23 protein-coding genes are annotated in these 26,218 nt (G+C 72.0%); 15 read left to right on the forward strand and 8 right to left on the reverse strand.

Annotated features, from left to right (window positions below; translation table 11 throughout):
* The first annotated feature begins 96 nt into the window (after positions 1-96).
* From ABZ810_RS18370 to ABZ810_RS18380, 3 genes are all read left to right on the forward strand, one after another.
* On the forward strand, positions 97-1,581 hold the full coding sequence (locus ABZ810_RS18370; RefSeq protein WP_358404250.1) for an amino acid permease: 1,485 nt from the start codon (positions 97-99) through the stop codon (positions 1,579-1,581).
* 48 nt (positions 1,582-1,629) lie between these two features.
* Positions 1,630-2,979, forward strand: coding sequence for an FAD-dependent oxidoreductase (locus tag ABZ810_RS18375; RefSeq protein ID WP_358404251.1), 1,350 nt, complete (start codon positions 1,630-1,632; stop codon positions 2,977-2,979).
* A 284-nt stretch (positions 2,980-3,263) separates the two neighbouring features.
* On the forward strand, positions 3,264-3,629 hold the full coding sequence (locus ABZ810_RS18380; protein WP_358404253.1) for a hypothetical protein: 366 nt from the start codon (positions 3,264-3,266) through the stop codon (positions 3,627-3,629).
* 174 nt (positions 3,630-3,803) lie between these two features.
* On the opposite strand, the gene dxs is transcribed toward ABZ810_RS18380, so the two are convergent.
* Positions 3,804-5,720 carry a 1-deoxy-D-xylulose-5-phosphate synthase gene (gene dxs, locus ABZ810_RS18385; protein ID WP_358404254.1) on the reverse strand — a complete coding sequence of 639 codons (1,917 nt, stop codon included), beginning with the start codon at positions 5,718-5,720 and terminating at the stop codon, positions 3,804-3,806.
* Between the two features lie 193 nt (positions 5,721-5,913).
* Here dxs and idi point away from each other — a divergent pair, with 193 nt between their 5' ends.
* The 7 genes from idi to ABZ810_RS18420 all read left to right on the forward strand — a co-directional run bounded on the left by idi (position 5,914) and on the right by ABZ810_RS18420 (position 11,925).
* Positions 5,914-6,489 (forward strand): isopentenyl-diphosphate Delta-isomerase, encoded by a 576-nt coding sequence (idi, locus tag ABZ810_RS18390; protein WP_358404255.1) that lies wholly within the window; start codon positions 5,914-5,916, stop codon positions 6,487-6,489.
* 190 nt (positions 6,490-6,679) lie between these two features.
* Positions 6,680-7,984, forward strand: coding sequence for an ABC transporter substrate-binding protein (locus tag ABZ810_RS18395; RefSeq protein ID WP_358404256.1), 1,305 nt, complete (start codon positions 6,680-6,682; stop codon positions 7,982-7,984).
* Entirely contained in the window at positions 7,981-8,952 is a 972-nt protein-coding gene (locus ABZ810_RS18400; protein ID WP_358404257.1) for a sugar ABC transporter permease, read from the forward strand. The genes ABZ810_RS18395 and ABZ810_RS18400 overlap by 4 nt, the downstream gene beginning before the upstream one ends.
* Entirely contained in the window at positions 8,949-9,827 is an 879-nt protein-coding gene (locus ABZ810_RS18405) for a carbohydrate ABC transporter permease (protein ID WP_358404258.1), read from the forward strand. Before ABZ810_RS18400 ends, ABZ810_RS18405 begins: the two co-directional genes overlap by 4 nt.
* 109 nt (positions 9,828-9,936) lie before the next feature.
* The gene (locus ABZ810_RS18410; RefSeq protein WP_358404260.1) at positions 9,937-10,632 is read left to right on the forward strand and encodes a hypothetical protein; all 696 of its coding nucleotides are present in this window, start codon (positions 9,937-9,939) and stop codon (positions 10,630-10,632) included.
* Entirely contained in the window at positions 10,625-11,239 is a 615-nt protein-coding gene (locus tag ABZ810_RS18415) for a class F sortase (RefSeq protein ID WP_358404262.1), read from the forward strand. Before ABZ810_RS18410 ends, ABZ810_RS18415 begins: the two co-directional genes overlap by 8 nt.
* 242 nt (positions 11,240-11,481) lie before the next feature.
* On the forward strand, positions 11,482-11,925 hold the full coding sequence (locus tag ABZ810_RS18420; protein ID WP_358404264.1) for a hypothetical protein: 444 nt from the start codon (positions 11,482-11,484) through the stop codon (positions 11,923-11,925).
* Between the two features lie 19 nt (positions 11,926-11,944).
* Here the strand turns inward: ABZ810_RS18420 and mug are convergent, their stop codons facing one another.
* From mug to ABZ810_RS18435, 3 genes are all read right to left on the reverse strand, one after another.
* Positions 11,945-12,523, reverse strand: a complete 579-nt coding sequence (gene mug / locus ABZ810_RS18425; protein WP_358404265.1) for a G/U mismatch-specific DNA glycosylase — start codon at positions 12,521-12,523, stop codon at positions 11,945-11,947.
* A 62-nt stretch (positions 12,524-12,585) separates the two neighbouring features.
* Positions 12,586-13,305 (reverse strand): sulfite exporter TauE/SafE family protein, encoded by a 720-nt coding sequence (locus ABZ810_RS18430; RefSeq protein ID WP_358404267.1) that lies wholly within the window; start codon positions 13,303-13,305, stop codon positions 12,586-12,588.
* Between the two features lie 61 nt (positions 13,306-13,366).
* Positions 13,367-13,957 carry a TetR/AcrR family transcriptional regulator gene (locus tag ABZ810_RS18435; protein WP_358404269.1) on the reverse strand — a complete coding sequence of 197 codons (591 nt, stop codon included), beginning with the start codon at positions 13,955-13,957 and terminating at the stop codon, positions 13,367-13,369.
* Positions 13,958-14,038: 81 nt separating this feature from the next.
* Between ABZ810_RS18435 and ABZ810_RS18440 the strand changes: the two genes are divergently transcribed.
* Positions 14,039-14,746 carry an SDR family oxidoreductase gene (locus ABZ810_RS18440; protein ID WP_358404272.1) on the forward strand — a complete coding sequence of 236 codons (708 nt, stop codon included), beginning with the start codon at positions 14,039-14,041 and terminating at the stop codon, positions 14,744-14,746.
* A gap of 64 nt (positions 14,747-14,810) precedes the next feature.
* Here the strand turns inward: ABZ810_RS18440 and acnA are convergent, their stop codons facing one another.
* Positions 14,811-17,531, reverse strand: a complete 2,721-nt coding sequence (gene acnA / locus ABZ810_RS18445) for an aconitate hydratase AcnA (protein WP_358404275.1) — start codon at positions 17,529-17,531, stop codon at positions 14,811-14,813.
* Positions 17,532-18,076: 545 nt separating this feature from the next.
* On the opposite strand from acnA, the gene ABZ810_RS18450 reads away from it, so the two are divergent.
* The 3 genes from ABZ810_RS18450 to ABZ810_RS18460 all read left to right on the forward strand — a co-directional run bounded on the left by ABZ810_RS18450 (position 18,077) and on the right by ABZ810_RS18460 (position 20,473).
* Positions 18,077-18,655, forward strand: coding sequence for a PadR family transcriptional regulator (locus ABZ810_RS18450; RefSeq protein WP_358404277.1), 579 nt, complete (start codon positions 18,077-18,079; stop codon positions 18,653-18,655).
* Positions 18,656-18,660: 5 nt separating this feature from the next.
* A complete protein-coding gene (locus ABZ810_RS18455; protein ID WP_358404279.1) occupies positions 18,661-19,140 on the forward strand; it encodes a DUF1707 domain-containing protein in 480 nt (159 codons plus the stop codon).
* Between the two features lie 91 nt (positions 19,141-19,231).
* Complete coding sequence (locus ABZ810_RS18460) at positions 19,232-20,473, forward strand: M28 family peptidase (protein ID WP_358404280.1); 1,242 nt, start codon at positions 19,232-19,234, stop codon at positions 20,471-20,473.
* Between the two features lie 109 nt (positions 20,474-20,582).
* Here ABZ810_RS18460 and ABZ810_RS18465 read toward each other — a convergent pair whose 3' ends face one another.
* The 3 genes from ABZ810_RS18465 to ABZ810_RS18475 all read right to left on the reverse strand — a co-directional run bounded on the left by ABZ810_RS18465 (position 20,583) and on the right by ABZ810_RS18475 (position 23,555).
* On the reverse strand, positions 20,583-21,464 hold the full coding sequence (locus ABZ810_RS18465) for an ion transporter (RefSeq protein WP_358404282.1): 882 nt from the start codon (positions 21,462-21,464) through the stop codon (positions 20,583-20,585).
* Positions 21,465-21,594: 130 nt separating this feature from the next.
* Positions 21,595-22,236, reverse strand: coding sequence for a response regulator transcription factor (locus tag ABZ810_RS18470; protein ID WP_358404284.1), 642 nt, complete (start codon positions 22,234-22,236; stop codon positions 21,595-21,597).
* Complete coding sequence (locus ABZ810_RS18475) at positions 22,233-23,555, reverse strand: histidine kinase (protein ID WP_358404287.1); 1,323 nt, start codon at positions 23,553-23,555, stop codon at positions 22,233-22,235. The genes ABZ810_RS18470 and ABZ810_RS18475 overlap by 4 nt, the downstream gene beginning before the upstream one ends.
* 129 nt (positions 23,556-23,684) lie before the next feature.
* Between ABZ810_RS18475 and ABZ810_RS18480 the strand changes: the two genes are divergently transcribed.
* A complete protein-coding gene (locus ABZ810_RS18480; protein WP_358404289.1) occupies positions 23,685-26,213 on the forward strand; it encodes an FtsX-like permease family protein in 2,529 nt (842 codons plus the stop codon).
* Positions 26,214-26,218: the final 5 nt, after the last annotated feature.

Raw genomic sequence — 26,218 nt, forward strand, 5'->3', positions numbered from 1 at the left:
CGTGCATAACCCCACATCTCCCCCAGGCTCATGTTTTGGCCGCCCGAAATCGGTGATCACCCTTCCGTCGTGCCAGCCGCGTGAAGGGCGAGTGCAGTGAGCCTGTTCCGCACCAAGACGGTCGAACAGTCGATCCAGGACACCGAGGAGCCAGGTCACCGGCTACGCCGTGATCTGTCCGCCCTCGATCTGGTCGTGTTCGGTGTCGGTGTGATCATCGGAACGGGCATCTTCGTGCTCACCGGCCAGGTCGCCAAGGACAAGGCCGGCCCCGCGGTGGCGATCTCGTTCGTCCTCGCCGCCGTGGTCTGCGGGCTGGCGGCCCTGTGCTACGCCGAGTTCGCCTCGACCGTGCCGGTCGCCGGCTCGGCCTACACGTTCTCGTACGCGACGCTCGGCGAGTTCCCGGCCTGGATCATCGGCTGGGACCTGATCCTGGAGCTGGCGCTCGGCGCGGCCGTGGTCGCGGTCGGCTGGTCCGGCTACGCCGCCTCGCTGCTGGACGACATGGGGATCACGATCCCCGAATCCGTCGCCAATCCACCGGGCGAGGGCGGCGTCGTCAACATCCCGGCGATCCTGCTGGTCCTCGCGGTCACCGCGCTGCTGGTCGGCGGCATCAAGATCACCTCTCGGGTGAACGCCGTGGTCGTGGCCATCAAGGTCTCGATCGTGCTGCTGGTGATCATCGCCGGGCTGTTCTTCATCAAGGCCGACAACTACAAGCCGTTCATCCCGCCGCAGGAGACCAACGAGTCGGTGGAGGGCCTGCACGCACCGCTCATGCAGGTGCTCTTCGGCATCACGCCGGTCAGCTTCGGCTGGCTCGGCATCTTCGCCGCCGTCGCGCTGGTCTTCTTCGCCTACATCGGCTTCGACATCGTCGCCACCGCCGCCGAGGAGTCGCGCAAGCCGCAGCGGGACATGCCGATCGGGCTCATCGGCTCGCTCGCGATCACCGCGACGCTGTACGCGGCGGTCTCGCTGGTCGTGGTCGGCATGCAGAACTACAAGGACCTCAGCACCGACGCCCCGCTCGCCGACGCGTTCAAGGCGGTGGGCCATCCGGGGTTCGCGACGATCATCAGCATCGGCGCGGTGGTCGGCCTCACCACGGTCGTGCTGATCCTGCTGCTCGGCCAGAGCCGCGTCTTCTTCGCGATGAGCCGCGACGGCCTGATGCCCGCCTGGCTCTCGGCCGTGCACCCGCGGTTCGGCACGCCCTACCGTTCCACGATCATCATGGGCGTCGTCGTGGCCGCGCTGGCCGGCTTCATCCCGCTGTCCAAGCTGGCCGAGCTGGTCAACATCGGCACGCTGTTCGCGTTCCTGGTCGTCTCGATCGGCGTGGTGATCCTGCGCCGCACCCGGCCGGAGCTGCCGCGCGCCTTCCGCACCCCGTGGGTGCCGGTGATCCCGGCGCTGTCGGTCCTCGCCTGCCTGTTCGTGATGATCAACCTGCCGGTCGACACCTGGCTGCGGTTCCTGGCGTGGATGGCGGTCGGCGTCGTCATCTACTTCCTGTACGGCCGGCGCCACAGCAGGCTGGCCTTGGCGGACACCCCGGTCAAGTCGCGGTAACAGGGGGCGCTGTGTCCTTTTGGACCGCCCCTGTGCACAATGGCGGCCATGGCAGTTCCTCTGCAGGTTGCGGTGATCGGATCCGGACCGGCGGGCCTCTATGCCGCCGAAGCCCTCCTCAAGCAGACGGACGGGCAGGTGAAGGTGGACGTGTTCGACCGCCTGCCCACTCCGTACGGACTGGTGCGGTACGGGGTCGCGCCCGACCACAAGTCGATCAAGTCGATCGCCAAGTACCTGCAGCGGGTGCTGGAGAGCCCCGGCGTGCGGTTCTTCGGCTGCGTCGAGCTCGGCCGCGACGTGACCCGCGCCGACCTGCTCGACTGCTACGACGGCGTCATCTACTCGACCGGCGCCATGGTCGACCGGCAGCTGGGCATCAGCGGCGAGGACCTGCCCGGCAGCATCGCCGCCACCGACTTCGTCAACTGGTACTGCGGCCACCCCGACGCCGCCGACCACGAGTTCGACCTGTCGGTCGAGGAGGTCGCGGTCATCGGCGTCGGCAACGTGGCCGTCGACGTCGTCCGCATCCTCGCCAAGACCGCCGACGAGCTCCGCGAGACCGACGTCCCCGAACACGTCCTGGAGAAGCTCTCCAAGAGCCGCGTCCGCCGCGTGCACATGATCGGGCGGCGCGGCCCGGCCCAGGCCAAGTTCACCACCAAGGAGGCCCGCGAGCTCGGCGAGCTGCCCAACGCCGAGATCCACGTGAGCCCGGCGGACATGGACCTCGACCCGGCGAGCGCCGAGACGGCCGAGACCGACCGGCACGTGCGCGGCAACCTCAAGGTCCTGAACGGCTGGACAGGGGAGCCCGCCGGCGCCACGCCGCGCCGCATCGACGTGCGCTTCTGGCGGGCGCCCGCCGAGATCGTCGGCAACGGCAGGGTGGAGGCCCTCCGGCTCGAGCGCACCCACCTGGACGAGAACGGCCGCGTCACCGGCACCGGCGAGTTCGAGACGCTCCCCGTCGGCATGGTGCTCCGCTCGGTCGGCTACCAGAGCGTGGCCCTCGACGGCGTCCCGTTCGACGAGAGGTCCTACGTCGTGCCGAACGAGGGCGGCCGCATCCTCGGCCCCGACGGCGGGGCGCTGCCCCGCGAGTACGTGGCGGGCTGGATCAAGCGCGGCCCCACCGGCGTCGTCGGCACCAACAAGGCCGACGCCGCCGAGACCGTCCGCAACCTCCTCGCCGACCTGCCCGCCGGGGAGCGCCCGCGGCGCACGATCGAGGAGCTCCTGGAGTCCCGCGAGCTGCCGGTCGTCACCTACACCGACTGGCTCAACCTGGACGCCGCCGAGATCGCCCTCGCACAGTCCCTGGACCGCGGCGAGCGGGTCAAGCTGGCGCACTGGGAGGCCATGCGGAACGCCTGCCGACCGATCCTCGACTAGGGCGTGTCTCGAAGTCGACTGCCCTACTCCGCGACGCCGACTTTGAGACACGCCCAAGCCCGGAGCCGAGTCCGGGGAGGCCGGTGGGAGTCGGCTGAAACCACCGAAGAGTCGGCCGATCACCCCAAGGCCTTCCGAATCGCATGACCACCAGGTCATCGCAGGAGCGCGCCGCCCATCCGGCCGGTTCCTTTCCGGGTCAATCGCGTCATACGGCGTGTCGCCCGATGACATGCCGTCCGGAAACAGTGACGGCAGCGTGACCGGAGCGCTACGGTGCGCGTGTGACCGGCGGTCCAGAGCTGTACGGATTCCCCCCGCCCGGCATGCTGCCCGACCTGCGGTGGCTCGGTCCGGACTACGTCTCCGTACTCGTCTACGACCTGACGCAGGGGCTCCTGCGCCAGGACACAGGCACGCACGTGATGGGGGTGCGCTGCGAGGGCGAGCCCGAGCTGAAGGCCGCCGTCGACCCGGCGGGCGTCATCCGGGCGCACGACGCGACCTTCCCGCTGCAGATCTTCGTCCAGGACGGCGCGGGCCGCCCGTGGCGACTCAGCGGCCGCTGGACGTACTCGGGGCGCGACCTGGGCAGCCCGACGGCGTCGATCACCCACTTCTGGCAGCTCGTCTCCGCCGAGGGCGTCTGACGCGCCGCCCCGCGTACCGGGCGCCCCGCAAGCCGGATTCCGGACCCCCGCACACACCCCCCGCACGCACCCGCCGGACGGCACGCGCGCCGGGCCGCGGGTCCGCCGGGGGCGCGGGTCCGCCGGGACACGGGTCCGCCGGCCCGCCAGGGCGCGCGTCAGTCGGGGGGCGGGTCAGTCGGTGGGGGCGTGGTGCGGGACGTCGGTGTTGGTGACCTTGGCGAACGCCTCGGTGATGCCGCGCGCGAGGTCCTGCTCGTTGAGCCCGATGTCGGTGAGGATCTCGCCGCGCGAGGCGTGGTCGAGGAACTCCTGCGGGATGCCGAACGTGCGCAGCGGGGTGTCGACCGAGGCGTCGCGCAGCAGCCGTCCCACCGCGTCGCCGACGCCGCCGGTGCGGCCGCTGTCCTCGACGACGGCGACCAGGCTGTGGTCGGCGGCCAGGCCCTCCAGGGCCGGGTCGAGCGGCTTGACCCAGCGGGGGTCGACCACGGTGACGCCGATGCCCTGGGCCTGGAGGCGCTCGGCGGCGGCGACGGCCGGGCCCGCCATCGGGCCGACGGCCACGATCAGCACGCGAGCGCCGTTGGCGCCGTCGTGGCGGGCCAGCACGTCCATCCGGCCGACGGTGTCGACGGTCTCGATGTCGTCGGCGACCGGGCCCTTGGGGTAGCGGATGGCGCTGGGGCCGTCGGAGATGTCGACGCAGTCGCGCAGCAGCTCGCGCAGCCGGGCGCCGTCGCGCGGCACGGCCAGGTGGAGGCCCGGGATCAGCTGCAGGATCGACAGGTCCCACATGCCGTTGTGGCTGGCGCCGTCGTTGCCGGTGACTCCGGACCGGTCCAGTGCGAACGTGACCGGCAGCCTGTGCAGCGCCACGTCCATCAGGACCTGGTCGAACGCGCGGTTGAGGAACGTCGCGTAGAGGGCCACCACGGGGTGCAGGCCGCCCATCGCCAGCCCGGCGGCGGAGGTCGCGGCGTGCTGCTCGGCGATGCCGACGTCGTAGATGCGGTCGGGGTAGGACTCGGCGAACGACGCCAGGCCGACCGGGTGGAGCATCGCGGCGGTGATGCCGACCACGTCGCGGCGCTCGCGGCCGATGGCCACCATCTCCTCGCCGAACACCGAGGTCCAGCTCGGGCCGCCGCCCTTGGACTTGATCTCGCCGGTGATCGGGTCGAACGCGCCGGGGCCGTGGAAGCAGTCTTCCTCGTGGTTTTCGGCGGGGGCGTAGCCGCGGCCCTTCTGGGTGATGGTGTGCACGATCACCGGGCCGCCGAAGCGGCGGGCCTTGTTGAGCGCGTGCTCGACGGCCTCCTCGTCGTGGCCGTCGATGGGCCCGACGTACTTGATGCCGAGGTCCTCGAACATCGCCTGCGGCTGCAGGACGTCCTTGAGGCCCTTCTTGATGCCGTGCAGCGCCTCGTAGGCGACGTGGCCGACGAACGGCGCGCGGGGCACGGTCTTCTTGATCAGGTCGAGCGCGTGCTCGTAGCCCTGGGTCACCCGCAGGTTGGCCAGGTGGCTGGCCAGGCCGCCGATCGTGGGCGAGTAGGAGCGCCCGTTGTCGTTGACCACGATGATCACCGGGCGGTCCCTGCCCGCCGCGATGTTGTTGAGGGCCTCCCAGCACATGCCGCCGGTGAGCGCGCCGTCGCCGACCACGGCGACGACCGCGCGGTCGAACTCGCCGCGCAGCTCGAAGGCCTTGGCCAGCCCGTCGGCGTAGGACAGGGCGGTGGAGGCGTGCGAGTTCTCGATCAGGTCGTGCTCGGACTCGGACCGGCTCGGGTAGCCCGACAACCCGCCGCGCTGCCGCAGCTTGGCCCAGTCGAGCCGGCCGGTCAGCATCTTGTGCACGTAGGCCTGATGTCCGGTGTCGAAGAGGATCTTGTCGTGTGGCGAGGCGAAGACCCGGTGCAGCGCGATGGTGAGCTCCACCACGCCCAGGCTCGGTCCGAGGTGACCGCCGGTCTTGGAGACCGCGTCCACCATGAACTCCCGGATCTCCCCCGCGAGCTGCGGCAACTGCTTGGCGTCCAGTCGCTTGAGGTCCTCCGGACCCGTGATCGACTCCAGCAGAGTCACGCGCTTTCAACTCCTCGGTCGGGGACGACTCCCCCAGGCTCCCCCGGGTGGCCCCGAGTTTAGTCCCGGTTTGCCGACGGCGTGCCCTGGGGCGAGGCCTGTCAGGATTCTCTCCACCGAATCTCCACAGGGCCGGGGCCCGGAGGTCCGAAGTCCCGCACCCACAGGGCCGAAGTGAGGTATTGGTAGAGCCATGGGCCTCGAGGAGATTGTGCTGCTCAACCAGGACGATGAAGCTGTGGGTACCGCTCCGAAAGCAGAGAGTCACCATCAAGACACCCCTTATCACCTGGCCTTTTCCTGCTATCTAGTCCGTCCGGATGGGCGGGTCCTGATCACCCGGAGGGCGCTCGACAAGCGCACGTTCCCGGGGGTGTGGACGGGCAGCTGCTGCGGCCACCCGGGCCCGGGCGAGGGCCTGCGCGACGCGGTGCTGCGGCGGCTGGACACCGAGCTGGGCGTCACCGCCGGCGGGCTGACCCCCGTCCTGCCCGGCTTCCGTTACCGGGCCACGGCCGACGACGGCCTGGTCGAGTACGAGCGCTGCCCGGTCGTCCGGGCGGTCACCACGGCGACCGACGTGCGCCTCGACCCGGCCGAGGTGGCCGCGGCCGAGTGGCGGACGTGGGACGAGTGCCTGGAGCTCGTCGAGCGGCCCGAGTCGTCCCCCTGGTACCGGATGCAGATGGCCGAGCTGGCCCCGTTGGGAGCCCCGCTCGACTGGCCGGACGCGGGCACCGCGGGGCTGCCGCCCGCTCTCACCTGGTGATCTTCCTCACCTCCGTCCGCACCCCCTGGAGGGCACGCCGGAAAACGCTTTCCCTACCCAGATAACCGGAAGATTGCGTTTCGCTCACCGGTGTTGACCTGTTCCGCCTCCCGAACGGACGCTTGTTTCTCGAGTTGACTCGACCGGACGGTCAGCCGGAGAGGGTCGGTCGGGCAAGGGAGGACGGACGATGCGAGGTTCTGCGGCCACCAGACGATGGAGGGCGCTCGCCGCCGTGGCGATCGGCGGCGCGCTGGTGATGTCCGGATGCGGTGGCGACGACGACAAGGGCGGCGGAGACGCCTCGCAGGTCGAGGTCTTCTCCTGGTGGACCGGGCCCGGCGAGGCCGACGGCCTCAACGCCATGAAGGCCCACTTCGAGAAGACCAACCCGGGCACCAAGTTCGTCAACGCCGCCATCGCCGGCGGCTCGGGCACCCAGGCGCAGGCCGTGCTGGCCAGCCGCCTGCAGAACCGCAAGCCGCCGGACTCCTTCCAGGGCCACGCGGGCGCGGAGCTTCTCGACTACATCAAGCAGGGGCAGATCGAGTCGCTCGACTCGTTCTACGACGAGAACAACCTCCGGCAGGCCTACCCGCAGCAGCTCCTGGAGCAGATCTCCTACCAGGGCAAGATCTACTCGGTGCCGGTGAACATCCACCGGTCCAACATGCTCTGGTACAACCCGAAGATCCTCGACGAGGCCGGGATCTCCGAGCCGCCCAAGTCCGTCGCCGAGTTCATCACCGCGCTCAGGACGGTCAAGGACAAGACCGGCAAGGTGCCGCTGTCGCTGGGCGCGCAGTGGACCGCCAACCACCTGCTGGAGAGCGTCCTGCTCGGCGACCTCGGCACCGACGCCTACAACGCCCTGTGGAAGCCCGGCGCCGACTGGAGCGGCCCGCAGGTCACCAAGGCGCTCACCGACTTCGCCGAGATCATGAAGTACACGACGGCCGAGGCCGCCTCCACCGACTGGCAGGGCGCGTCCAAGGCGGTCGTGGACGGCAAGGCCGCGTTCAACATCATGGGCGACTGGGCGTACGGCTACTACACCGGCTCCGCGCCCAACGGCCTCGGCAAGAAGGACGGCACCGACTTCAAGTACGCCGCCTCCCCCGGCACCCAGGGCACCTACATGTGGCTGTCGGACAGCTTCACCCTGCCCAAGAACGCGCCGCACCGCGGCGGGGCCCTCGCCTGGCTGAAGGTCGCGGGCAGCAAGGAGGGCCAGGACCTCTTCAACCCCAAGAAGGGCTCCATCCCCGCTCGTAAGGACGCCGACAAGAGCCTCTACAAGGGCTACCTGGAGGGCGCGCTGAACGAGTGGGGCAACCCCTCCACCAAGCTGGCCGGCTCGTTCTGGCACGGCGTCTACTCCAACAAGCGCTGGCACGCCGACATCGACACCGCGGTGGGCCTGTTCCTCCAGAACAAGGACGTGGCCAAGCTTCAGAGCGCGCTGGTGACGGCCGCCAAGAACAACGCGCAGTGACGAGCACCGACGTCGAGCCGCCCGTGAGCCCCGACTCCGCCGGGGTTCGCGGGCGGCTCCGCTTCCAGCCGGGCCGGAGGCGGTGGCGGGCGCCGCGCTGGCTGCCCGGCCTCCTGCTCCTGTCCCCCTCGATCGTGGCGATCGGCCTGTTCGTGTACGGGCTGATCTTCTGGAACACCCGGGTCGCCGTCAGCGGCAAGCACGACATGGTGTCGCCGTACGGGTTCGACAAGGGCAAGAACTTCGTCGACCTGTGGGACGTGCCGAGCTGGCCCGGCGCGGTCCGGCACGCCCTGCTGTTCACCGCGGTCTTCGTCGGCGGCGCCCTGCTGCTCGGCTTCTTCCTCGCGTTCCTCATGGAGAAGGGGATCAAGGGCGAGGCCGGCTTCCGGGCGATCTTCCTCTTCCCGATGGCGGTCTCGTTCATCGCCAGCGGCGTGGTGTGGCGCTGGCTGATGAACCCGGCGCCGCCCGAACGCGCGGTCGGCCTCAACCAGCTGTTCGGAAAGCTCGGGCTGGACGGGCTGAGCAACGACTGGTGGCAGAACCCCCGGCTCGGCATGGCCGCGATGGCGCTGCCCGCGATCTGGCAGATGTCGGGGTACGTGATGGCGCTCTACCTGGCGGGCTTCCGCGGCGTCCCCGAGGACCTGCGCGAGGCCGCCCGCGTCGACGGCGCCTCGGAGTGGAAGGTCTACCGGTACGTGGTCCTGCCGCAGCTGCGGCCCGTCACGTTGTCGGCCCTCATCATCCTGGGCCACATCTCGCTGAAGGTCTTCGACCTGATCATGGCGATCGCGGGCAAGCAGATCATCACCTACGTGCCGGCCGTCGCCACCTACGTCGAGGTGTTCGACCGCGGCGACCCGGCCAACGGCGCGACGATCGCCACCTACCTGCTGGTCGCGGTGGCGCTGCTGGTGATCCCCTACCTGGTGTGGTCCGTACGGGCGGAGCGTGACCGATGACCGCGACGACGACCTCCCCGGCGGCGCGCACCGGAGGGCCCTCGCGCAAGCCCGGGACCCAGGGCCTGCGGGTGGTCAGGTTCGTCCTGCTGCTGGGGTTCGTGGTCGTCTTCCTGATCCCGGTGTACGTGCTGGTCGTGACCAGCTTCAAGTCGCTCCAGGAGGCCGACCCGTCCACCGCGTGGAGCCTGCCGCAGGACTGGAGCCTGTCGGGGTGGAGCGCGGCCTGGGAGATCCTGCGGCCCGGCCTGGAGAACAGCTTCAGGATCTCCGTCCCGGGGGCGCTGATCTCGGCGGTGCTGGGCTCGCTGAACGGCTACGTCCTGTCCAAGTGGCGGTTCCCCGGCGCGGACGCGGTCTTCACGCTGTTCCTGTTCGGCATGTTCATCCCGTACCAGGCGGTGATGATCCCGCTGCAGGGCCTGCTGACCCAGATGGAGCTGGTCGGAAGCGTCCGCGGGCTGGTCCTCGCGCACGTGGTGTACGGCATCCCGATCTGCACGCTGATCTTCCGGAACTACTACATCACCATCCCGGACGAGCTGATCGAGGCGGCCCGGGTGGACGGCGCCGGGATGCTCCGCACCTACGCCTCGATCGTGCTGCCGGTGTCGGGGCCCGCGTTCGCCGTCGTCCTGATCTGGCAGTTCACGTCCATGTGGAACGACTTCCTGTTCGCCGTCTTCCTCGGCTCGCAGGAGAGCTGGCCGGTCACGGTGCTGCTCAACAACACCGCCGGCTCGGGCGCGGTCGCCGTCCAGTACAACCAGCAGATGGCCGCCGCGTTGCTGGCGTCGCTGCCCACCCTGCTCGTCTACATCGTGCTCGGCCGGTTCTTCATGCGCGGCCTGATGGCGGGGGCGCTGAAGGGGTGACCTGATGCGGCCAGATGATTGCCACCCATGCACAACGAGCGATTGGATCATTACACTGCGCCTCTGTTGACCTGCCCTTCAACAGCCGACCCTGGTGATCGGAGCCCCCATGGGCCACCCCCCTCTCGTCACCGCGGGACTCCTCTCCGGCGCCGCCGTGCTGGCGCTCGCCGCCCCCGCGCACGCCGTCCCCACGCACGTCGCGACCGGGCACGCCGCACCTGTGAACGCCGCGCCCGCGAACGCGGCGCCCGAGGATCAGCCGGTCGCCACCTACAGCCCGCACGCCTTCAAGGCGGGCGCCAACCTGTGGGTGCGCGTCGACGGCTGCCTCGACGAGCCACGGCTCGAGGGGGCGAACGAGGCGTTCGACGGCGGCGAGCCCGCCTCGTTCGACCGGGTCGGCGGCACCGGCTGGCGCGGCATCGGCGGCACGCTGACCACGCTCAAGCCCGGCAACTCCTACATGACCCGCTTCGGCTGCACGACGCCCAGCGGCCACCAGACGTTCCCGCTGTGGGTCACGCCGCCCGACCCGCAGGTCCCGCCGCCGCGCAAGCAGGGCTCCGCCGGGACGCCGGCGCGGCCGCCGGGATCCTCGACCGGCGGATCGGGCCTCGGCGGCGGCACGTCCGGCGGCTCGTCCGGCGGCACCGTCACGCCGGCCGGGAGCGCGGGCGACGTCCCGCAGGGCGCCCCCAACACCGGCGACGGCTCGCTGGCGGCCCACCGTCCCACCGGCCTGCCGGTCCTCCTCCTCGTGGCCATGGGCGCCCTGATCATCCTCCGCCGCCGCCGTGCGTAGGCCCGTCCACGGCCTCGCGTTCCTCGCGCCGGCCGTCACGGCCCTGATGCTGTCGCTGACGGCCTGCGGCGACGACAGCTTCAGCGGCGGACCCGTCGACCCCGGCTCCGCCACGGGCGCGGCGGCCCTGACCCCCGCCTCGCCGCTGCCCCGGTCGCTGCCCGCCACGATCAAGATTCCCAAGCTGGGCGTCACCGCCCCGGTCTCCGCGCTCGGCCTGCGGCCCGACGGGCGCATCGAGGAGCCGCCGCTGTCGCGGCCCAACCTCGCGGGCTGGTGGAAGAAGGGGCCGACGCCCGGCGAGGACGGGCCGGCGGTGATCCTCGGTCATCTGGACGCCCGCGGGCTCCCGGCGGTCTTCCACCGACTCAGGGAGCTGCGCGCCGGCGACCGCGTCCAGATCGTCCGAACGGACGGATCGACCGCGACGTTCGCGGTGGAGAACGTGGAGACGGTGCCCAAGGCGCGGTTCCCGGCCCGGAAGATCTATGCCGAGGACCTCGGCCACGCCGCGCTCCGCCTGGTCACGTGCGGCGGCACGTTCGACTCCGCGACGGGCCACTACCCCGAGAACGTCATCGCCTACGCCCGCCTCGTCCGCGCCTGACCCATACCGGAACCGCGGGCCGATTTGCCACAAGCCCCTATTTTGTGAGAAATCAGGTCTTCGAGCCTTTTGCCCGAACGATTCGTGGACTTATTGTTGAGCCTTCATCTACCCCGATGGTCACGGTTGCCTGGCGTGCCGGTGGGGATCGCTCCGGCGGAGACGGATACTCCGCGCCATTCCGGGCACCACGGTTCGACCGGCCGGGTGAAGATAGAGGACAGGCGAGGAGAGGTGACCGCGTGCAGGCGATCAGCGTTCAGCAACCCTGGGCCTTCGCGATCGCGCGAGGCGTCAAGGACGTCTTCAACCAGGGCCTGCCCACCGCCTACCGCGGTCCGCTGCTGATCCACGCCTCCATGCGCGTCGACCTCAAGGCCTGCGACTCGCCCGGCATCCAGGCCGCCGGCTGGGACTCGCGCGACCCGCTCGCCACGATCGGCGCCGTGATCGCCACCGCCGAGCTGGCCGACGTCTGCGCCGCGGCCTCCCGCGACCTGCCCTGCGACTGCGGCCCGTGGGCCGACCCGGGCGTCTACCACTGGCGCCTGTCGAACGTGCGGGCCCTCCCCCGCCCCATCGTCGCGCTCGGCCGTCCCGACCTCTGGGAGCCGAAGCCGACGCTCCTCATCGAGGTCCAGTCCATGCTCGACGCCGAGGCCGCGCGCGCCGTCCCCCGGGTATAGCGACCCGGGCACGCCACGCTCAGGTGGTGCGCTCGCGTGCCGGCTGGGACGGGCCCGTGAGGGCGTCCGCGGCGGTGCGCAGCCGGGCGAACTCCGCGGCGAGCCGGTCCAGCTGCCAGCTCGCGTTCAGGCCGCTGGGGTTCGGCAAAACCCAGATGCGGGACGGGCCGATCGTGTCGTCCTGCGGCCCGATCTGGGCACGGGGCCGTCCGAAGGCCGTGCGGTAGGCGGTGACCCCGGCGACGGCCAGATAGGCCGGGCGCTGCCTCTCGACGAGCCCGCGCAGGCGTTCACCGCCCTCCTTCAGCTCCCCGGCGGTGAGCTCGTCCGCCCGCGCGGTGGTGCGCGGCACGATGTTGGTGATGCCCAGCCCGACCGAGGGCAGCAGATCCTGCTCGGACGGGTCCAGCAGCCGGTCGGTGAAGCCCGAGCGGTGGAGCGCGGGCCAGAAGCGGTTGCCCGGACGGGCGAAGTGGTGCCCGGTGGCGGCCGAGTAGAGGCCGGGGTTGATGCCGCAGAACAACACCCGCGAGGCCGGGAGCACGTCGCCGAGCACGCGGTCGCGGGCGGCCTCGAGGTCGGCCTTGGTGGGGCGCATCAGATCAGGCTACGCACGGGTCAGACCAAGCTGCGCACGGGTCAGACCAAGCTGCGCACGGGTCAGACCAAGCTGCGCACGATGAGGCTCACCGCGGACACCCCGACCACGACCAGGATGCCGGCGCGCATCCGGCCCTCGTCCAGGTAGCGGCGCAGCGGCCCGGCCATCAGGAAGCCCAGGAACACGAACGGGGTGAGGGCCAGGCCCGCGGTCACCTGCCGGGCCGGGAGCTGGCCGACCGCCGCCAGCGTGATCAGCGAGAGCAGCGCGCCGATCGTGAAGAAGACCGCGAGGGTGGCACGGACGCGAGGGCCGCTCTCGCGCTGGTAGAGCAGCGCCAGCGGCGGGCCGCCGATCGACGACGCGGTGCCGGTGGCCCCGGCGATCAGCCCGGCGGTGGCGAGCGTGCCCGGATTGCGCGGCACCCGCGCCGACCAGGCCGTCAACGCCAGCGCCGCCAGCACCACTCCCCCGACCAGGACGCCCAGCGCGCGGGCCGGGAAGGTGGCCACCACCCACACGCCGACGGGGGTGCCCGCCACTCGCCCGCCGAACGCCCAGCCGAGGCCGCGCAGATCGGCGCTCTTGAGCTCGCGGGAGAGGGTCGCCAGCGGCAGCACGGTGGCCACCACGAGGATCGATCCCGGCATCAGGGACGGGAACATCATGGTGACGATCGGCGCGGCCACCAGGCCGACGCCCAGCCCCACGCTGCCCTGGACGATGGCGCCCACGAACGCGGCGAGACCCGCCACCAGGAGAAAGTCGAGTTCCGGCATATCGGTGTGGAACGCTACATCCCCTCATTTCCGGTAGGGGATCGCCCCTTCGCGGGCCTGGCTAGGGCCGCGACTGGATGACCAGGGAGCGGCCCAGCTCGCGCGCCTCGTTCTCGCCCAACGGCGCGTGGCCGATGAGGATGCGATACCAGAGCACGCCGAAGGCCTGGTCGACCATGAGGTCCAGATCGGCGTCCGCGCGGATCTCACCCCGTCCCCCGGCGCGCTCCAGGACTCCCCGCAGCGCCGCACGCCGCTTGGCGATGAAGTCGCGCATCACCTCGGCCACCTGCTCGTCCCGCTGCGCCTCGGCCATCACCATGCGCAGCAGCGGGGCGGTCCGGCCGGTGCCCGCCGAGCGGAAGGTCGCCAGGAGGAACGCGTCGAGGTCGCCCGCGAGTGAGCCGGTGTCGGTCACCGGCACGTCGGCGGTGGCCCGCTCGGCCATCGCCTCCAGCAACACCGCGCCCTTCGAGGGCCACCAGCGGTAGATCGTCTGCTTTCCCACGCCGGCGGCGGCCGCGATCGTGTCGATCGTGACCGGGCCCTCGTCGCGCCCGATCAGCTCCACGGCGGCGTCGAGGATGGCGCGCCGGGCCTCCTCGTTGCGACGCCGTCCGGTGTGCGGCCGGCGGCTCTCCTCGTTCGGCATGGCCCCATCGTAGCCGTTTGACGAGACTGTAGGTCTCGGCAATACTTGTCGAGACGGAAAGTCTCGACAATAGGAGCTCTCATGGAACGTGCACTGGTCATGGGCGGCAGTTCGGGCATCGGCGAGGCGGTCGCGCGGGCGTTCGCCGAGCGCGGCGACGACGTGGTGATCACCGGCCGCGACGAGACCCGTCTCGCCGAGGCCGTCCAGCGGATCGGCGGCAAGGTCACGGCCCGCCGGCTGGACGGAGCCTCGGCGGAGGAGGTGACGGCGTTCTTCGCCGAGGACGCCTCGTACGACCACCTCGTGCTCGCGCTGAGCGGCGGTGCGGGCGCCGGCCCGTTCGCCACGCTGGACCTCGACGAGGTGCGGGGCGGATTCGAGGCCAAGGTGTGGCCGCACCTGCGGATCGTTCAGGCCGCGTTGCCCCGGCTGACGGGCTCGGTCACCTTCGTCACCGCGTCGTCGGCCCGGGCGGCCCTGCCGGGGACGGCGGGACTGGCGGCGATCAACGGCGCCCTGGAGGCGGCCGTCCCGCCGCTCGCCACCGAGCTGGCGCCGTTGCGGATCAATGCCGTCTCGCCCGGCGTGATCGACACTCCCTGGTGGGACGCCCTGCCCGCCGAGCAGCGGGCGGCGATGTTCGCCGAGCACGCGGCCGGGTTGCCGGTGGGCCGGGTCGGCCGCCCCGAGGACGTCGCCCAGGCGGTGTTGATGGCCGCCGCCAACGGCTTCGTGACCGGTCAGGTGATCGAGGTGAACGGCGGACTCAGCCTCGCCAGGGGCTGAGGACGTCCGCGAACGGCGAAAGGGCCGCCTCCATGCCGGAGGCGGCCCTTTCTGCGTGCGGGTCTTACTTGCGCAGCAGGTTGCGGAGGACGTACTGCATGATGCCGCCGTTGCGGTAGTAGTCGGCCTCGCCCGGGGTGTCGATGCGGACGACGGCCTGGAACTCCTTGCCGTCCGCCTTCACCGTGACCTCGGACGGGACGCCGCCCTCGTTGAGCGCCTCGACGCCGGTGATGTCGAAGGTCTCGGTGCCGGTGAGGCCGAGGGTCGCGGCGTTGTCGCCGTCCTTGAACTGGAGCGGCAGGACGCCCATGCCGATGAGGTTGGAGCGGTGGATCCGCTCGTACGACTCGGCGATGACGGCGCGGACGCCGAGGAGCGCGGTGCCCTTGGCGGCCCAGTCGCGGGACGAGCCGGAGCCGTACTCCTTGCCCGCGATCACGACGAGCGGGGTGCCCTGGGCGGCGTAGTTCTGCGCGGCGTCGTAGATGAACGACTGCGGCGCGCCGTCCTGGGTGAAGTCGCGGGTGTAGCCGCCCTCCACGTCGTCGAGCAGCTGGTTGCGCAGCCGGATGTTGGCGAACGTGCCGCGGATCATGACCTCGTGGTTGCCGCGGCGGGAGCCGTAGCTGTTGAAGTCCTTGACCGCGACGCCGTGCTCCTCCAGGTACTGCGCCGCGGGCGTGCCGACCTTGATGGAGCCGGCCGGGGAGACGTGGTCGGTGGTGACCGAGTCGCCCAGCTTGGCCAGCACCCGGGCGCCGTGGACGTCGGTGACCGGCGCGGGCTCCGTCTCCATGCCCTCGAAGTAGGGGGCCTTGCGCACGTACGTGGAGTCCGGGTCCCACTCGAAGGTGTTGCCGGTCGGGATGTCGAGGCCGCGCCAGCGGTCGTCGCCCTTGAAGACGTCGGCGTAGTTGCGGACGTACATCTCCTGGCCGATGGAGGAGTTGACGATCTCGGCGACCTCGTCCGGCTCGGGCCAGAGGTCCCTGAGGTAGACCGGCTGCCCGTCGGAGCCCTCGCCGATCGCGTCGTTGAGGATGTCGATGTCCATCGTGCCCGCCAGCGCGTACGCGATGACCAGCGGCGGCGAGGCGAGGTAGTTCATCTTGACGTCGGGGCTGATGCGGCCCTCGAAGTTGCGGTTGCCCGACAGCACGGCGGTGACGGCCAGGTCGTTGTCGTTGATGACCTTGGAGATCTCCGGCTGCAGCGGGCCGGTGTTGCCGATGCAGGTGGTGCAGCCGTAGCCGACCAGGTTGTAACCGATCTTGTCGAGGTACGGGGTGAGGCCCGCGCGCTCGAGGTAGTCGGTGACGGCCTGGGAGCCGGGCGCGAGCGAGGTCTTGACCCACGGCTTGCGGGTGAGGCCCTTCTCCACCGCCTTCTTGGCGAGCAGGCCCGCGCCGACCATGACGTACGGGTTGGAGGTGTTGGTGCAGGAGGTGATGGCGGCGACGGCCACGATGCCGTGGTCGATCTCGAACGTGGAGCCGTCGTCCATCTTCACCGTGGAGCGGCGGTGCGGGCGGTCGCCGTTCTCGGCGGTCTGCGCCGGGGCGTCGGAGGCCGGGAAGGACTCGATGCCGGACTCGTCGCCGTCCTTGACGTAGTTCTGCACGTCGCGGCGCCAGGTCTCCTTGGCGGCCGACAGCGCGATGCGGTCCTGCGGGCGCTTGGGGCCGGCCAGCGACGGCACGACGGTGGCGAGGTCGAGCTCGAGGTACTCGGAGAACTCCGGCTCGACCGACGGGTCGAGCCACATGCCCTGCTCCTTGGCGTACGCCTCGACCAGGGCGATCTGCTCCTCGTCGCGGCCGGTGAGGCGCAGGTAGGACAGGGTCTCGCCGTCGATCGGGAAGATCGCGCAGGTGGAGCCGAACTCGGGGCTCATGTTGCCGATGGTGGCGCGGTTGGCCAGCGGCAGCGCGGCCACGCCCTCGCCGTAGAACTCGACGAACTTGCCGACGACGCCGTGCTTGCGCAACATCTCGGTGATGGTGAGCACCAGGTCGGTGGCGGTGGTGCCGGGGTGCAGCTCGCCGGTCAGCTTGAAGCCGACGACGCGCGGGATGAGCATCGAGATGGGCTGGCCGAGCATGGCCGCCTCGGCCTCGATGCCGCCGACGCCCCAGCCGAGGACGCCGATGCCGTTCTCCATGGTGGTGTGGGAGTCGGTGCCCACGCAGGAGTCGGGGTAGGCGACGCCGTCGCGGTCGAAGACGACGCGGGCCAGGTGCTCGATGTTGACCTGGTGGACGATGCCGGTACCCGGAGGAACGACCTTGAACTGGTCGAACGCGGTCTGGCCCCAGCGCAGGAACTGGTAGCGCTCCTTGTTGCGCTCGTACTCCACCTGGACGTTGCGCTCGAACGCGTCCGGCGAGCCGAAGTAGTCGACGATGACGGAGTGGTCGATGACCATCTCGGCCGGCGCCAGCGGGTTGATCCTGGTCGGGTCGCCGCCCAGGTCGCGCACGGCCTCGCGCATGGTGGCCAGGTCGACCACGCACGGCACGCCGGTGAAGTCCTGCATGATCACGCGGGCCGGGGTGAACTGGATCTCGTGGCTCGGCTGGGCGTTGGCGTCCCAGCCGGCGAGGGTGCGGATGTGGTCGGCGGTGACGTTGGCGCCGTCCTCGGTGCGCAGGAGGTTCTCCAGCAGCACCTTGAGGCTGTACGGGAGTCGGGCCGAGCCCTCGACGGCGTCCAGCCGGTAGATCTCGTACGACTTGTCGCCCACCTGCAGCGTGTTACGGCTGCCGAAGCTGTTCGCGGACACGGACTCCTCCTCCGTCAACACCGCGCGTCCGGTCCGAGACGTGAGCGCACGGCGTTCGTTTCTGGCTGTCGGCCTGTCGCTCCCGGCGCCGCTCGGCGCGATCGCGTGCGTCGCGCCACGAGGTCCAGGGCTGGGTTATCCCCTATGAATCCTGCCCTAGTCCAAACCCTGCTCAGGACTCAGGTCCGCCTAACTTCGTCAGGATTTCTCTCGACGTCAAGCTATCGCCGATTTATCTCGATATCAAGCTACCTGCAAGTAGGTCGATCTTCATCCCCGGGCCGCGCGCACCCGCGGACCACCGCCGGGAACCATCTGGCCCAACGAACCGTCTTCGATATATCGTTGTCGTATCGCGAGAGATCTAAGAAAGATCTCGGAAGGCGGTGAAGAACATGAGCTCGACGCAGCACGGGCCCGATCTGCGATGGGCCTTCGTGGCGGCGGCTCTCGGCGCCAAGGCCGCGACGCACGCGGCCCGGCACCATCACCACGGACACGGACACGGACGCGGCCCCGGCTGCGGACCTTGGAGCAGGCACGGCATGTCCGAATTCGGTTTCCTCTTCGGCGGCGGCCCGGGCCCCTGGGGCCCGCCCGGCGGCGGTCGCGGCCCGTGGGGACGCGGCGGCCCGCCCTGGGCCCGTGGCCCCAAGGCGCGCAAGGGCAACGTGCGCGCCGCGATCCTGGTCCTCCTCGCGGAGGCGCCCCGCAACGGCTACCAGATCATCCAGGAGATCAACGAACGCAGTCACGGCGCCTGGAAGCCCAGCCCCGGCGCCGTCTACCCGGCGCTCCAGCAGCTCGCCGACGAGGGCCTCATCCGCGGCGAGGAGGGCGAGGGGCGCAAGACGTTCCACCTCACCGACGAGGGGCGCGCCCACGTGGAGGAGCACGCCGACGAGCTCGGCGAGCCCTGGGCGGAGATGACCCCCGACTTCGGCGAGGGCGTGCCCGACCTGTTCAAGCAGGCCGCGCAGACGGGGGCCGCGGTCATGCAGATCGTCCACTCCGGCTCGCCGGAGCAGGTCGCCCAGGCCAAGGACGTCCTCAACGAGACGCGGCGCAGGCTCTACCGCATCCTCGCCGAGGACGACGACCCGACCCCCGACACCGAGGAGTAGGCCCCATGCGGCCCGACGAGATCCGCATCGGCGACGCCGAGCGTGACGCGGTGACCTCCGCCCTGCACGACCACTTCGCGGCGGGACGGCTCGACCAGGCCGAGCTCGGCGAACGCCTGGACTCCGCGCTCACCGCCAAGACCCAGGGCGACCTGCGCACCGTCGTGCGCGACCTGCCCGGCGACAGCGGCCTCGAGCCGGTGCGGCCGAGCGGGCGTGCCCATCGGGGGCACCCGCCCTGGGCGGCGCCGTACGGAGGGCCGCACGCGGGGCACCCGTCCTGGGCGCACGCGCACCGGCACGCCGCCCGGCGCCACCATCGCCCCGGGTTCCCGATGTTCCCGCTCATGCTGGTGGTGTTCTTCGCCCTCGCGTTCACCGCGGGCCCGGCCACCGCGTTCTTCGCGGTGTTCCAGCTCGCGCTGCTCGTCTGGATCGTCCGCGCGGTCATGCTGGCCGCCGGGCACCGCGCGCACCGCCGGTGAGCCGGCCGCGGGACCACGGCCCCCGAACGTGGTCCCGCGGCCACCCGAACGTCGCTGGACCGGGCCGCGGCGGCGTGACACCGTCTCGTCCATGACGTCCGAGCGGTTCCTCCACCCGGTCTCACCGGTGACGCGCCCCTCCGAGGCGTCGCTGCGCGCCACCGTCGAGCGCCTCGCCGCCGTGCACCGGCCGCCCTGCTCGCCCGGCGAGCGCGAGGCGGCGCACCTGATCTCCGACCGGCTCAACGGGCTCGGTCACTCCGCCGAGGTCCAGGAGGTCCCCGCGTACGGCTCGTACGCCTGGCCCGTGGGCGCCCTCACCGGCCTCGCCACGGTCACCGGCCTGGCCGCCGGCCGTTTCCCCAGGACCGGCGCCGCGGCCGCGGCCGCCCTCACCGCCGCGCTGGCCGACGAGGTCTCCTACGGCCGCCAGCTGGCCCGCACGGTCCTCAGCCCGCGGCGCACCGCGTGCAACGTCGTCGCCGAGCTCACCCCGCCCCGCGCGGCACACCGCGAGGCGCACCGCGAGGCGCACCGCACTCTCGTCGTCATGGCGCACCACGACGCCGCTCCGACCGGCGCGGTCTTCGACCAGACGGTCTCCCGCTGGTTCGCCGCCCGCTACCCCCACCTGGTCGAACGCATGACGGAGAACCCTCCGCTGTGGTGGCCGGTCGTCGCGGGCCCCGCGCTCATCGCCCTGGGCGGCGCCGTGCGCTCCCGCGCCCTGCGCCGTACCGGAACGGCCGTCAGCGCCCTGACCACGCTGGCCATGGCCGACATCGGCTCCCGCACCGCCGTGCCCGGCGCCAACGACAACCTCAGCGGCGTCGCCGTGCTGGTCGCGCTCGCCGAGTCGCTGGCCCGCCGCCCCATCCCCGGCCTGCGCGTGATCCTCTTCTCCGCCGGGGCCGAGGAGGCCCTCCAGGAGGGCGTGCGCGGCTTCGCCCACGCCCGCTTCCCCGACCTGCCCCGCGAGACGACCTGGTTCCTCAACCTCGACACCGTCGGCTCGGGCAACCTCGTCCTGCTGGACGCCGAGGGCCCGCTGCGCATGGAGCCCTACGACACCGCGTTCGGCGACCTGATCGCCCGCTGCGCCGTCGAGCAGGGCATCGCGGTGCAGCGCGGCATGCGCTCGCGCGCCAGCACCGACGCCGTGGTGCCGCACCGGCACGGCTACCCGACCGCCTGCCTGGTCTCCCTCGACGACCAGCGGCTCATCCCCAACTACCATCTGCCCACCGACACCCCCGACAACGTCGACTACCGCTGCGTCGCCGACGCCGCCCGGCTCGCCGAGTCGGTGGCCCGCGCACTCGCCGCCCACTGAGCCGCGTGCTGCACCGCCCGCTGCGCCGCCGCCGCGCCGCCCCTGAGCCGCCCGCTGAACGGACGGTCGCGCGCCCGCCGCCCGCTCGCGCCGCCGGCCGGGCGCGCTGCTAGGGGGTGTCGCGGGGGCCCGCCCGGCCGAGGTCGGCGCGCATCGCGGCGACCTCGGCGCCGAGCGCCCGGATCGCGGCGAGCGTCTCGGTGTCGCGGCGCCGCCCCTCCTCCCGCGCCCGCTCGAGGTCCTCGGCGACCTCGCCGGAGATCTGCGACTCCATGGCGTTCACCACGACCGCCATGAAGAGGTTCAGCACCGCGAACGTCGACACCAGGATGTAGATGACGAAGAACAGCCAGGCGAACGGCTGCTCGCGCATCACCTCACGCGCCACGTCCGACCAGCCGTCGCCGGTCATGATCTGGAACAGCGTGAACAACGAGCGGCCGAGACTGCCGAAGGCGTCCGGCATCGCCGTGCCGAACATCTGCGTCGCCATCACGCCGGCCACGTAGAGGACCAGCACCAGCAGCCCGGAGATCGAGGCCATCCCGGGCAGCGCGCCGAGCAGCGCGCCGACCACCCGGCGCAGGCTCGGCACCACCGAGATCAGGCGCAGGATCCGCAGGATGCGCAGCGCCCGCAGCACCGACAGGCCGCCCGCGCTCGGCATCAGCGCGACGCCCACCACCACGATGTCGAAGACGCCCCAGGGGTCGCGCAGGAAGTCGCGCCCGCAGCCGAAGGCGCGCAGCGCCAGCTCCACCGTGAAGACCAGGATCGCGGCGTGGTCGAAGGTCTCCAGCCAGACCCCGAACTCGCGGGTGACCGCCGGCATCGTGTCCAGCCCCAGCGATACCGCGTTCAGCAGGATCAGCACGGTGACCGAGTATTGGAAACCCGGCGCCTCGACGAGTCTCCGCACGGCGCCGCGCGCGGAGCGGACCGCACCGGTCACGGTCTGCCTGGCCTGGGACCGCTCGTCGGCGAGGGTCATGGAGGGCCCAACCTTCCTGTGTCGACGTGGGGGGCAGGAATGTCAGGCCGGTTCTACCCCTGCCACCGGCAGGGATAACAGACAGTGCAGATATGACTACGCCGACGACCGATGTGCCGGAAACGCGGTGTCACAGACCCGCTTCGTGCGCCAGGAGACCGGCCTGGGTGCGGTTGGCGCAGCCGAGCTTGTCGAGCAGCCGCGACACGTACCCCTTGACGGTGGCCTCGCTGAGATGGAGGCGGGCGGCGATCTGGGCGTTGGACAGGCCCTCGCCGAGGCAGGCGAGGACCTCGGTCTCCCGTTCGGTCAGGTCATCGATGCGGGCGCGGTGCCGGTCCCGTTCGAGGGAACGCCCGGCGGCGGAGGCGACCAGGCGGCGGGTGGCGGCGGCCGACATCACGGTGTGGCCGTCGGCGGCGACCCGGACCAGCTCGACCAGGTCCTCGGGCGGCGTGGACTTCAGCAGGAAGCCCGCGGCCCCGGCGCGCAACGCCTTGATCACGTAGTGGTCGGCGTCGAACGTGGTGAGGGCGACGACGGCGGGCGGCCGTTCCAGCTCGGCGATGCGCTCGATGGCGGTCAGGCCGTCCACGCCGGGCATGCGCAGGTCCATGAGCACCACGCCGGGACGGTGGCGCAGCACCGACTCGACGGCGGCGGCCCCGTCGTAGGCCTCGTCCACCACCTCGATGTCGTCGGCGCCGCCGAGGATGGTGCGCAGGTGCGCGCAGACCATGCGCTCGTCGTCGACCAGCAGCACGCGGATCATGTCGGCGTGGGCTCCGGCGCGGGCGTCGATGCGGGCTCCGGTGCGGGCGCCGGGGTGGGGACGAAGGCGGGCAGGGACGCATCGATCTCGAAGCCGCCGTCGGCCGTGGGCCCGGACCGGAAGCTGCCGCCGATCAGCGCCACCCGCCGGCCCAGGCCGCTCAGCCCCGCGCCCGAGCCCGAGGCCACCAGGCCCGGGTCCGGGACGCCGTCGGGCGCGGAGTTGAGGACGGTGAGGCGCACCCCGTCGGTGCGGTAGCGGACCTCCACGCGGACGCGCGCGCCGGGCGCGTGCTTGCGGACGTTGGTGAGCGCCTCCTGGACGATCCGGTACGCGGTGCGGCCGACGACCGGGGAGGCCAGCGGCGGGTCGCCCTCCTCGGCCAGGTCGACCGGGACGCCGATCGACCCCGACTCGGCGATGAGCGTGGACAGGTCCGGCAGCGGGCCGTGCGTCTCGCCGTCGTCGCGCCCCTCGTCGGTGCGGCGGAGCAGGCCGATCACGTCGCGCAGCTCCTCCAGAGCCTTGGCCCCGGTGCCGCGCATCTCCTCCGCGGCCTCCCTGGTCTCGGGGTCGCGGGTGCGGACGCGCAGGGCACCGGCCTGCAACACCATCAGCGTGACGCGGTGCGCGACGACGTCGTGCATCTCGGCGGCGAGCCGGGCCCGTTCGTCGGCGCGCGCCTGCTCGGCGAGCAGGTGCTGCTCCCGCTCGGCGCGCTCGGCCCGTTCCCGCAGCGCGTCGAGCACGCGGCGGCGGGCCGAGACGTACATGCCGAGCAGCGCGGCGCCCACGACCACCACCGTGCTCCGGAAGATCATCGCGCTGTCGGTCATGGTCTGCTGCTCCTGGCCGGAGACCATGCGCACCGCGGCGTCGGGGATCACGTTCGGGGTGAGCCACAACGCGGCGCTGAGCGTGACGATCGGCAGCGCGCGCAGCCAGGACGGCCGGTGCGCCTGGGGGAACGCGGTGACGGCGTACGCGGCGAACATCGCCGTCGGCGGCCACAACGCCATGCTCTCGACGTCGATCACGCCGGTCTGGTGCAGGAGCGTGCCCGGCGCGGCGGTCTCGACGGCCAGCAGTACCAGGGCGACGCCGGTGGTGATCCACGCGACGGTGAGCGGGGCCCTGCGCCGGAACACCAGCGCGAGCCCGGTGAGCGCGAGCACGACCGTGGTGGCGCCGTGGAAGGACCGCAGCAACGTCCGCTCGTCCAGGGTCGTCAGCAGGCAGCCCCCGACGCCGAGCGCCACGACGATGGCGTCGGAGACGACGGCGCGGACCGGCCGGGCCGGGAGGCTGGGGACGTGCACACCAACACCGTACGCATCCGCGCGGGCGCCGCCACCCTACGAAAGTAGGGACCGGACGCGACGTGCGTCGGTGCGGGTCCATCCGATGCGCGCTCCCGCCGGGGCACGGCCGCGGGCTCGAATCGACCCATGATGGTGAAGCTGACGCTGCGGAGCCTGGTCGCGCACCGGGCTCGGCTGTTCCTGACGGCGATCGCGGTGGTCGCCGGGGTCGCGTTCGTGTCCGGGACGCTGATCTTCTCGGCCACCCTGGACCGCAGGTTCGACCGGGCGTTCACCGAGCTCGGCCACGGCACCGACACCCTGGTGCGCTCGCAGAAGGCGTTCGACGACCCCCTCGGATCGCGCGCCCCCGGCCGGCCGCTGCCGCCGTCGCTGCTGGAGTCGGTGCGCCGGGCCGGCGGGGTCGCCAAGGCGCACGGCGTGGTCGACGGCTTCGCCGCCGTGCTGGACCGCGAGGGACGCGTCGTCGGCCCGGAGCCGCAGGTCGGGACGGGCTGGTACGCCGACCCCGACCTGTCGCTGATGCGCCTCACCGCCGGTGCCGCGCCCGGCGCGCCCGGCGAGATCGCGATCGACGAGACGACGGCGCGGGCCTCCGGGTACGAGGTCGGCGACCACGTGCCGGTGGCGCTGTCGTCGGGACGCCGCACGTTCCGGCTCGCCGGGATCTTCCGGTACGGCGACGGCCCCCTGTCCAGCGCGTTCACGGTGACGGCGTTCCAGCCCGCCACCGCGCAGAGGCTGCTGATGGAGAAGCCCGGCTACACGCAGATCACCGTGCACGGCGCGGACGGCGTCGGCCAGGAACGGCTGCGCGACGCGGTCGCCGCCGTGCTGCCGCCCGGGTACGAGGCGATCACCGGGGCGGACGCCGTGGACGAGGTCGCCGCGCCGCTGAAGGAGATCCTGGCGATGTTGCGCACGGTGCTGATGGTGTTCGCCGTGATCGCGGTGTTCGTGGGTTCGTTCATCATCTTCAACACCTTCTCGATGCTCGTCGCGCAGCGCACCCGGGAGATGGCGCTGCTGCGCGCGGTCGGCGTCTCGCGCGCGCAGGTCACGCGGGCGGTGCTGGGCGAGGCCGCCGGGGTCGGGCTGGTGGGCTCGACGCTGGGCCTGGTGGCGGGCGCCGGGCTGGCCGTCGGGCTCGGCCGGCTGATGTCGCTGGCGGCGGGCGAGGAGTTCCCGCTCGGGAGGCTGGTCCTTCCGCCCGCGGCTCTGATCGCGTCGTACGCGGTGGGCGTGCCGGTCACGCTGGCCGCCGCCTACGTTCCGGCCCGGCGCGCGGGACGTGTCCCGCCCGTGGCCGCCCTGCGCGCCGACGCGGCGCCGGCTCCCCGCTCGCTGCGCCTGCGGGCCGTCGCCGGCGGTGCCGCGCTGGCGGGCGGCGCGGCCGCGATGATCGCCGGAACGGTCGCCGACGGCAGGACCGCGCTCTCCCTCGCGGGCGGCGGCGCGATGGTGCTCTTCGTGGGCGTCACCGTGCTGAGCCCGCTCCTCAGCAGGCCGCTGACATGGCTGCTGGGCTGGCCGTTCGCCCGGTTCGGCGGCGCGGTCGGCGCGCTCGGCCGCCGCAACGCGCTGCGCGACCCGCGGCAGACCGCGGCCACCGCGTCCGCGCTGATGATCGGGCTGGCGCTGATCGGCACCGTCACGGTGCTCACCCAGTCGATGTCCACCACCGTGAACCGGCAACTGGAGGCGGGCCTCACGGCGGACTACCGGATCACCGGCCGCAGCGCGGTGACCCCGGTCGGCCCGGAGACGCTCGCCGCCGTCGAACGGGTGCCGGGCGTGCGGGGCGTGGTCGCGACGCGCACGGCGCGCTTCCGGTTGGGCGGCGAGGTCCGGACCGCGACCGCGGCCTCCCCCGCGCGGCTCGCCGCGCACCTGCGCCTCCGGCTCGAGGCGGGCCGCGCCGACGTGCACGGCACCGACCTCCTGGTCGGCAGGACGCTCGCCGACGCCAACGGGTGGCGGGTGGGAACGGCGCTCCCGGGCGAGTTCCAGGACGGGAGGAAGGCCACCTTCCGCGTCGCGGGGATCTTCCAGGACGTCGTGTCGATCGCCGCCGTCGTCCCGGGAATCGTCATCGACGAGGCCGCCTACCTGCCGCACGCCCCCGACCGCGCGCTCGACGCCATCGAGCTCGTCGGCGGCGACCGGGCCGGCATCGAGGCCGCGCTCGCCCCCTGGCCCAACGTCGAGCTCCAGGACAGGGCCGAGATCAAGAAGGCGGCGGCCGGGGACATCGACCTGTTCCTCCAGCTGATCCTGGCGCTGCTGGTGTTGTCGGTCCTCATCGCGGCGCTGGGCATCGTCAACACGCTCGCGCTGTCGGTCGTCGAGCGCACCCGCGAGATCGGCCTGCTGCGCGCGGTCGGGCTGGACCGCCGGCAGCTGCGCCGGATGATCCGCTACGAGGCGGTGATCATCTCGGTGTTCGGCGCCGTGCTGGGCCTCGGCATCGGGCTGGTCTTCGGCGTCGCCGTGCAGGACGCCATGGCCGCGGAGGGCGTGACCACGCTCGCGGTCCCGTTCGGCAGGCTCGGCCTCTACGTGCTGGCCGCGGCGGGCATCGGCGTGCTCGCCGCCGCCTGGCCCGCCCGCCGGGCCGCGCGCCTCGACGTCCTGGACGCGATCAGGACGACCTGACGGAA

The organism is Spirillospora sp. NPDC047279 (genome assembly GCF_040643285.1).
Lineage (GTDB): Bacteria > Actinomycetota > Actinomycetes > Streptosporangiales > Streptosporangiaceae > Spirillospora.

Bases quoted from the DNA above. Each gene is read 5' to 3' on its own strand.
- ABZ810_RS18375 (WP_358404251.1), top strand. From the start codon at position 1,630: ATGGCAGTTCCTCTGCAGGTTGCGGTGATCGGATCCGGACCGGCGGGC.
- idi (WP_358404255.1), top strand. From the start codon at position 5,914: ATGGGCCTCGAGGAGATTGTGCTGCTCAACCAGGACGATGAAGCTGTG.
- ABZ810_RS18395 (WP_358404256.1), top strand. From the start codon at position 6,680: ATGCGAGGTTCTGCGGCCACCAGACGATGGAGGGCGCTCGCCGCCGTG.
- ABZ810_RS18405 (WP_358404258.1), top strand. From the start codon at position 8,949: ATGACCGCGACGACGACCTCCCCGGCGGCGCGCACCGGAGGGCCCTCG.
- ABZ810_RS18410 (WP_358404260.1), top strand. From the start codon at position 9,937: ATGGGCCACCCCCCTCTCGTCACCGCGGGACTCCTCTCCGGCGCCGCC.
- mug (WP_358404265.1), bottom strand. From the start codon at position 12,523: ATGCGCCCCACCAAGGCCGACCTCGAGGCCGCCCGCGACCGCGTGCTC.
- ABZ810_RS18430 (WP_358404267.1), bottom strand. From the start codon at position 13,305: ATGCCGGAACTCGACTTTCTCCTGGTGGCGGGTCTCGCCGCGTTCGTG.
- ABZ810_RS18435 (WP_358404269.1), bottom strand. From the start codon at position 13,957: ATGCCGAACGAGGAGAGCCGCCGGCCGCACACCGGACGGCGTCGCAAC.
- ABZ810_RS18440 (WP_358404272.1), top strand. From the start codon at position 14,039: ATGGAACGTGCACTGGTCATGGGCGGCAGTTCGGGCATCGGCGAGGCG.
- ABZ810_RS18450 (WP_358404277.1), top strand. From the start codon at position 18,077: ATGTCCGAATTCGGTTTCCTCTTCGGCGGCGGCCCGGGCCCCTGGGGC.
- ABZ810_RS18455 (WP_358404279.1), top strand. From the start codon at position 18,661: ATGCGGCCCGACGAGATCCGCATCGGCGACGCCGAGCGTGACGCGGTG.
- ABZ810_RS18460 (WP_358404280.1), top strand. From the start codon at position 19,232: ATGACGTCCGAGCGGTTCCTCCACCCGGTCTCACCGGTGACGCGCCCC.
- ABZ810_RS18465 (WP_358404282.1), bottom strand. From the start codon at position 21,464: ATGACCCTCGCCGACGAGCGGTCCCAGGCCAGGCAGACCGTGACCGGT.
- ABZ810_RS18470 (WP_358404284.1), bottom strand. From the start codon at position 22,236: ATGATCCGCGTGCTGCTGGTCGACGACGAGCGCATGGTCTGCGCGCAC.
- ABZ810_RS18480 (WP_358404289.1), top strand. From the start codon at position 23,685: ATGATGGTGAAGCTGACGCTGCGGAGCCTGGTCGCGCACCGGGCTCGG.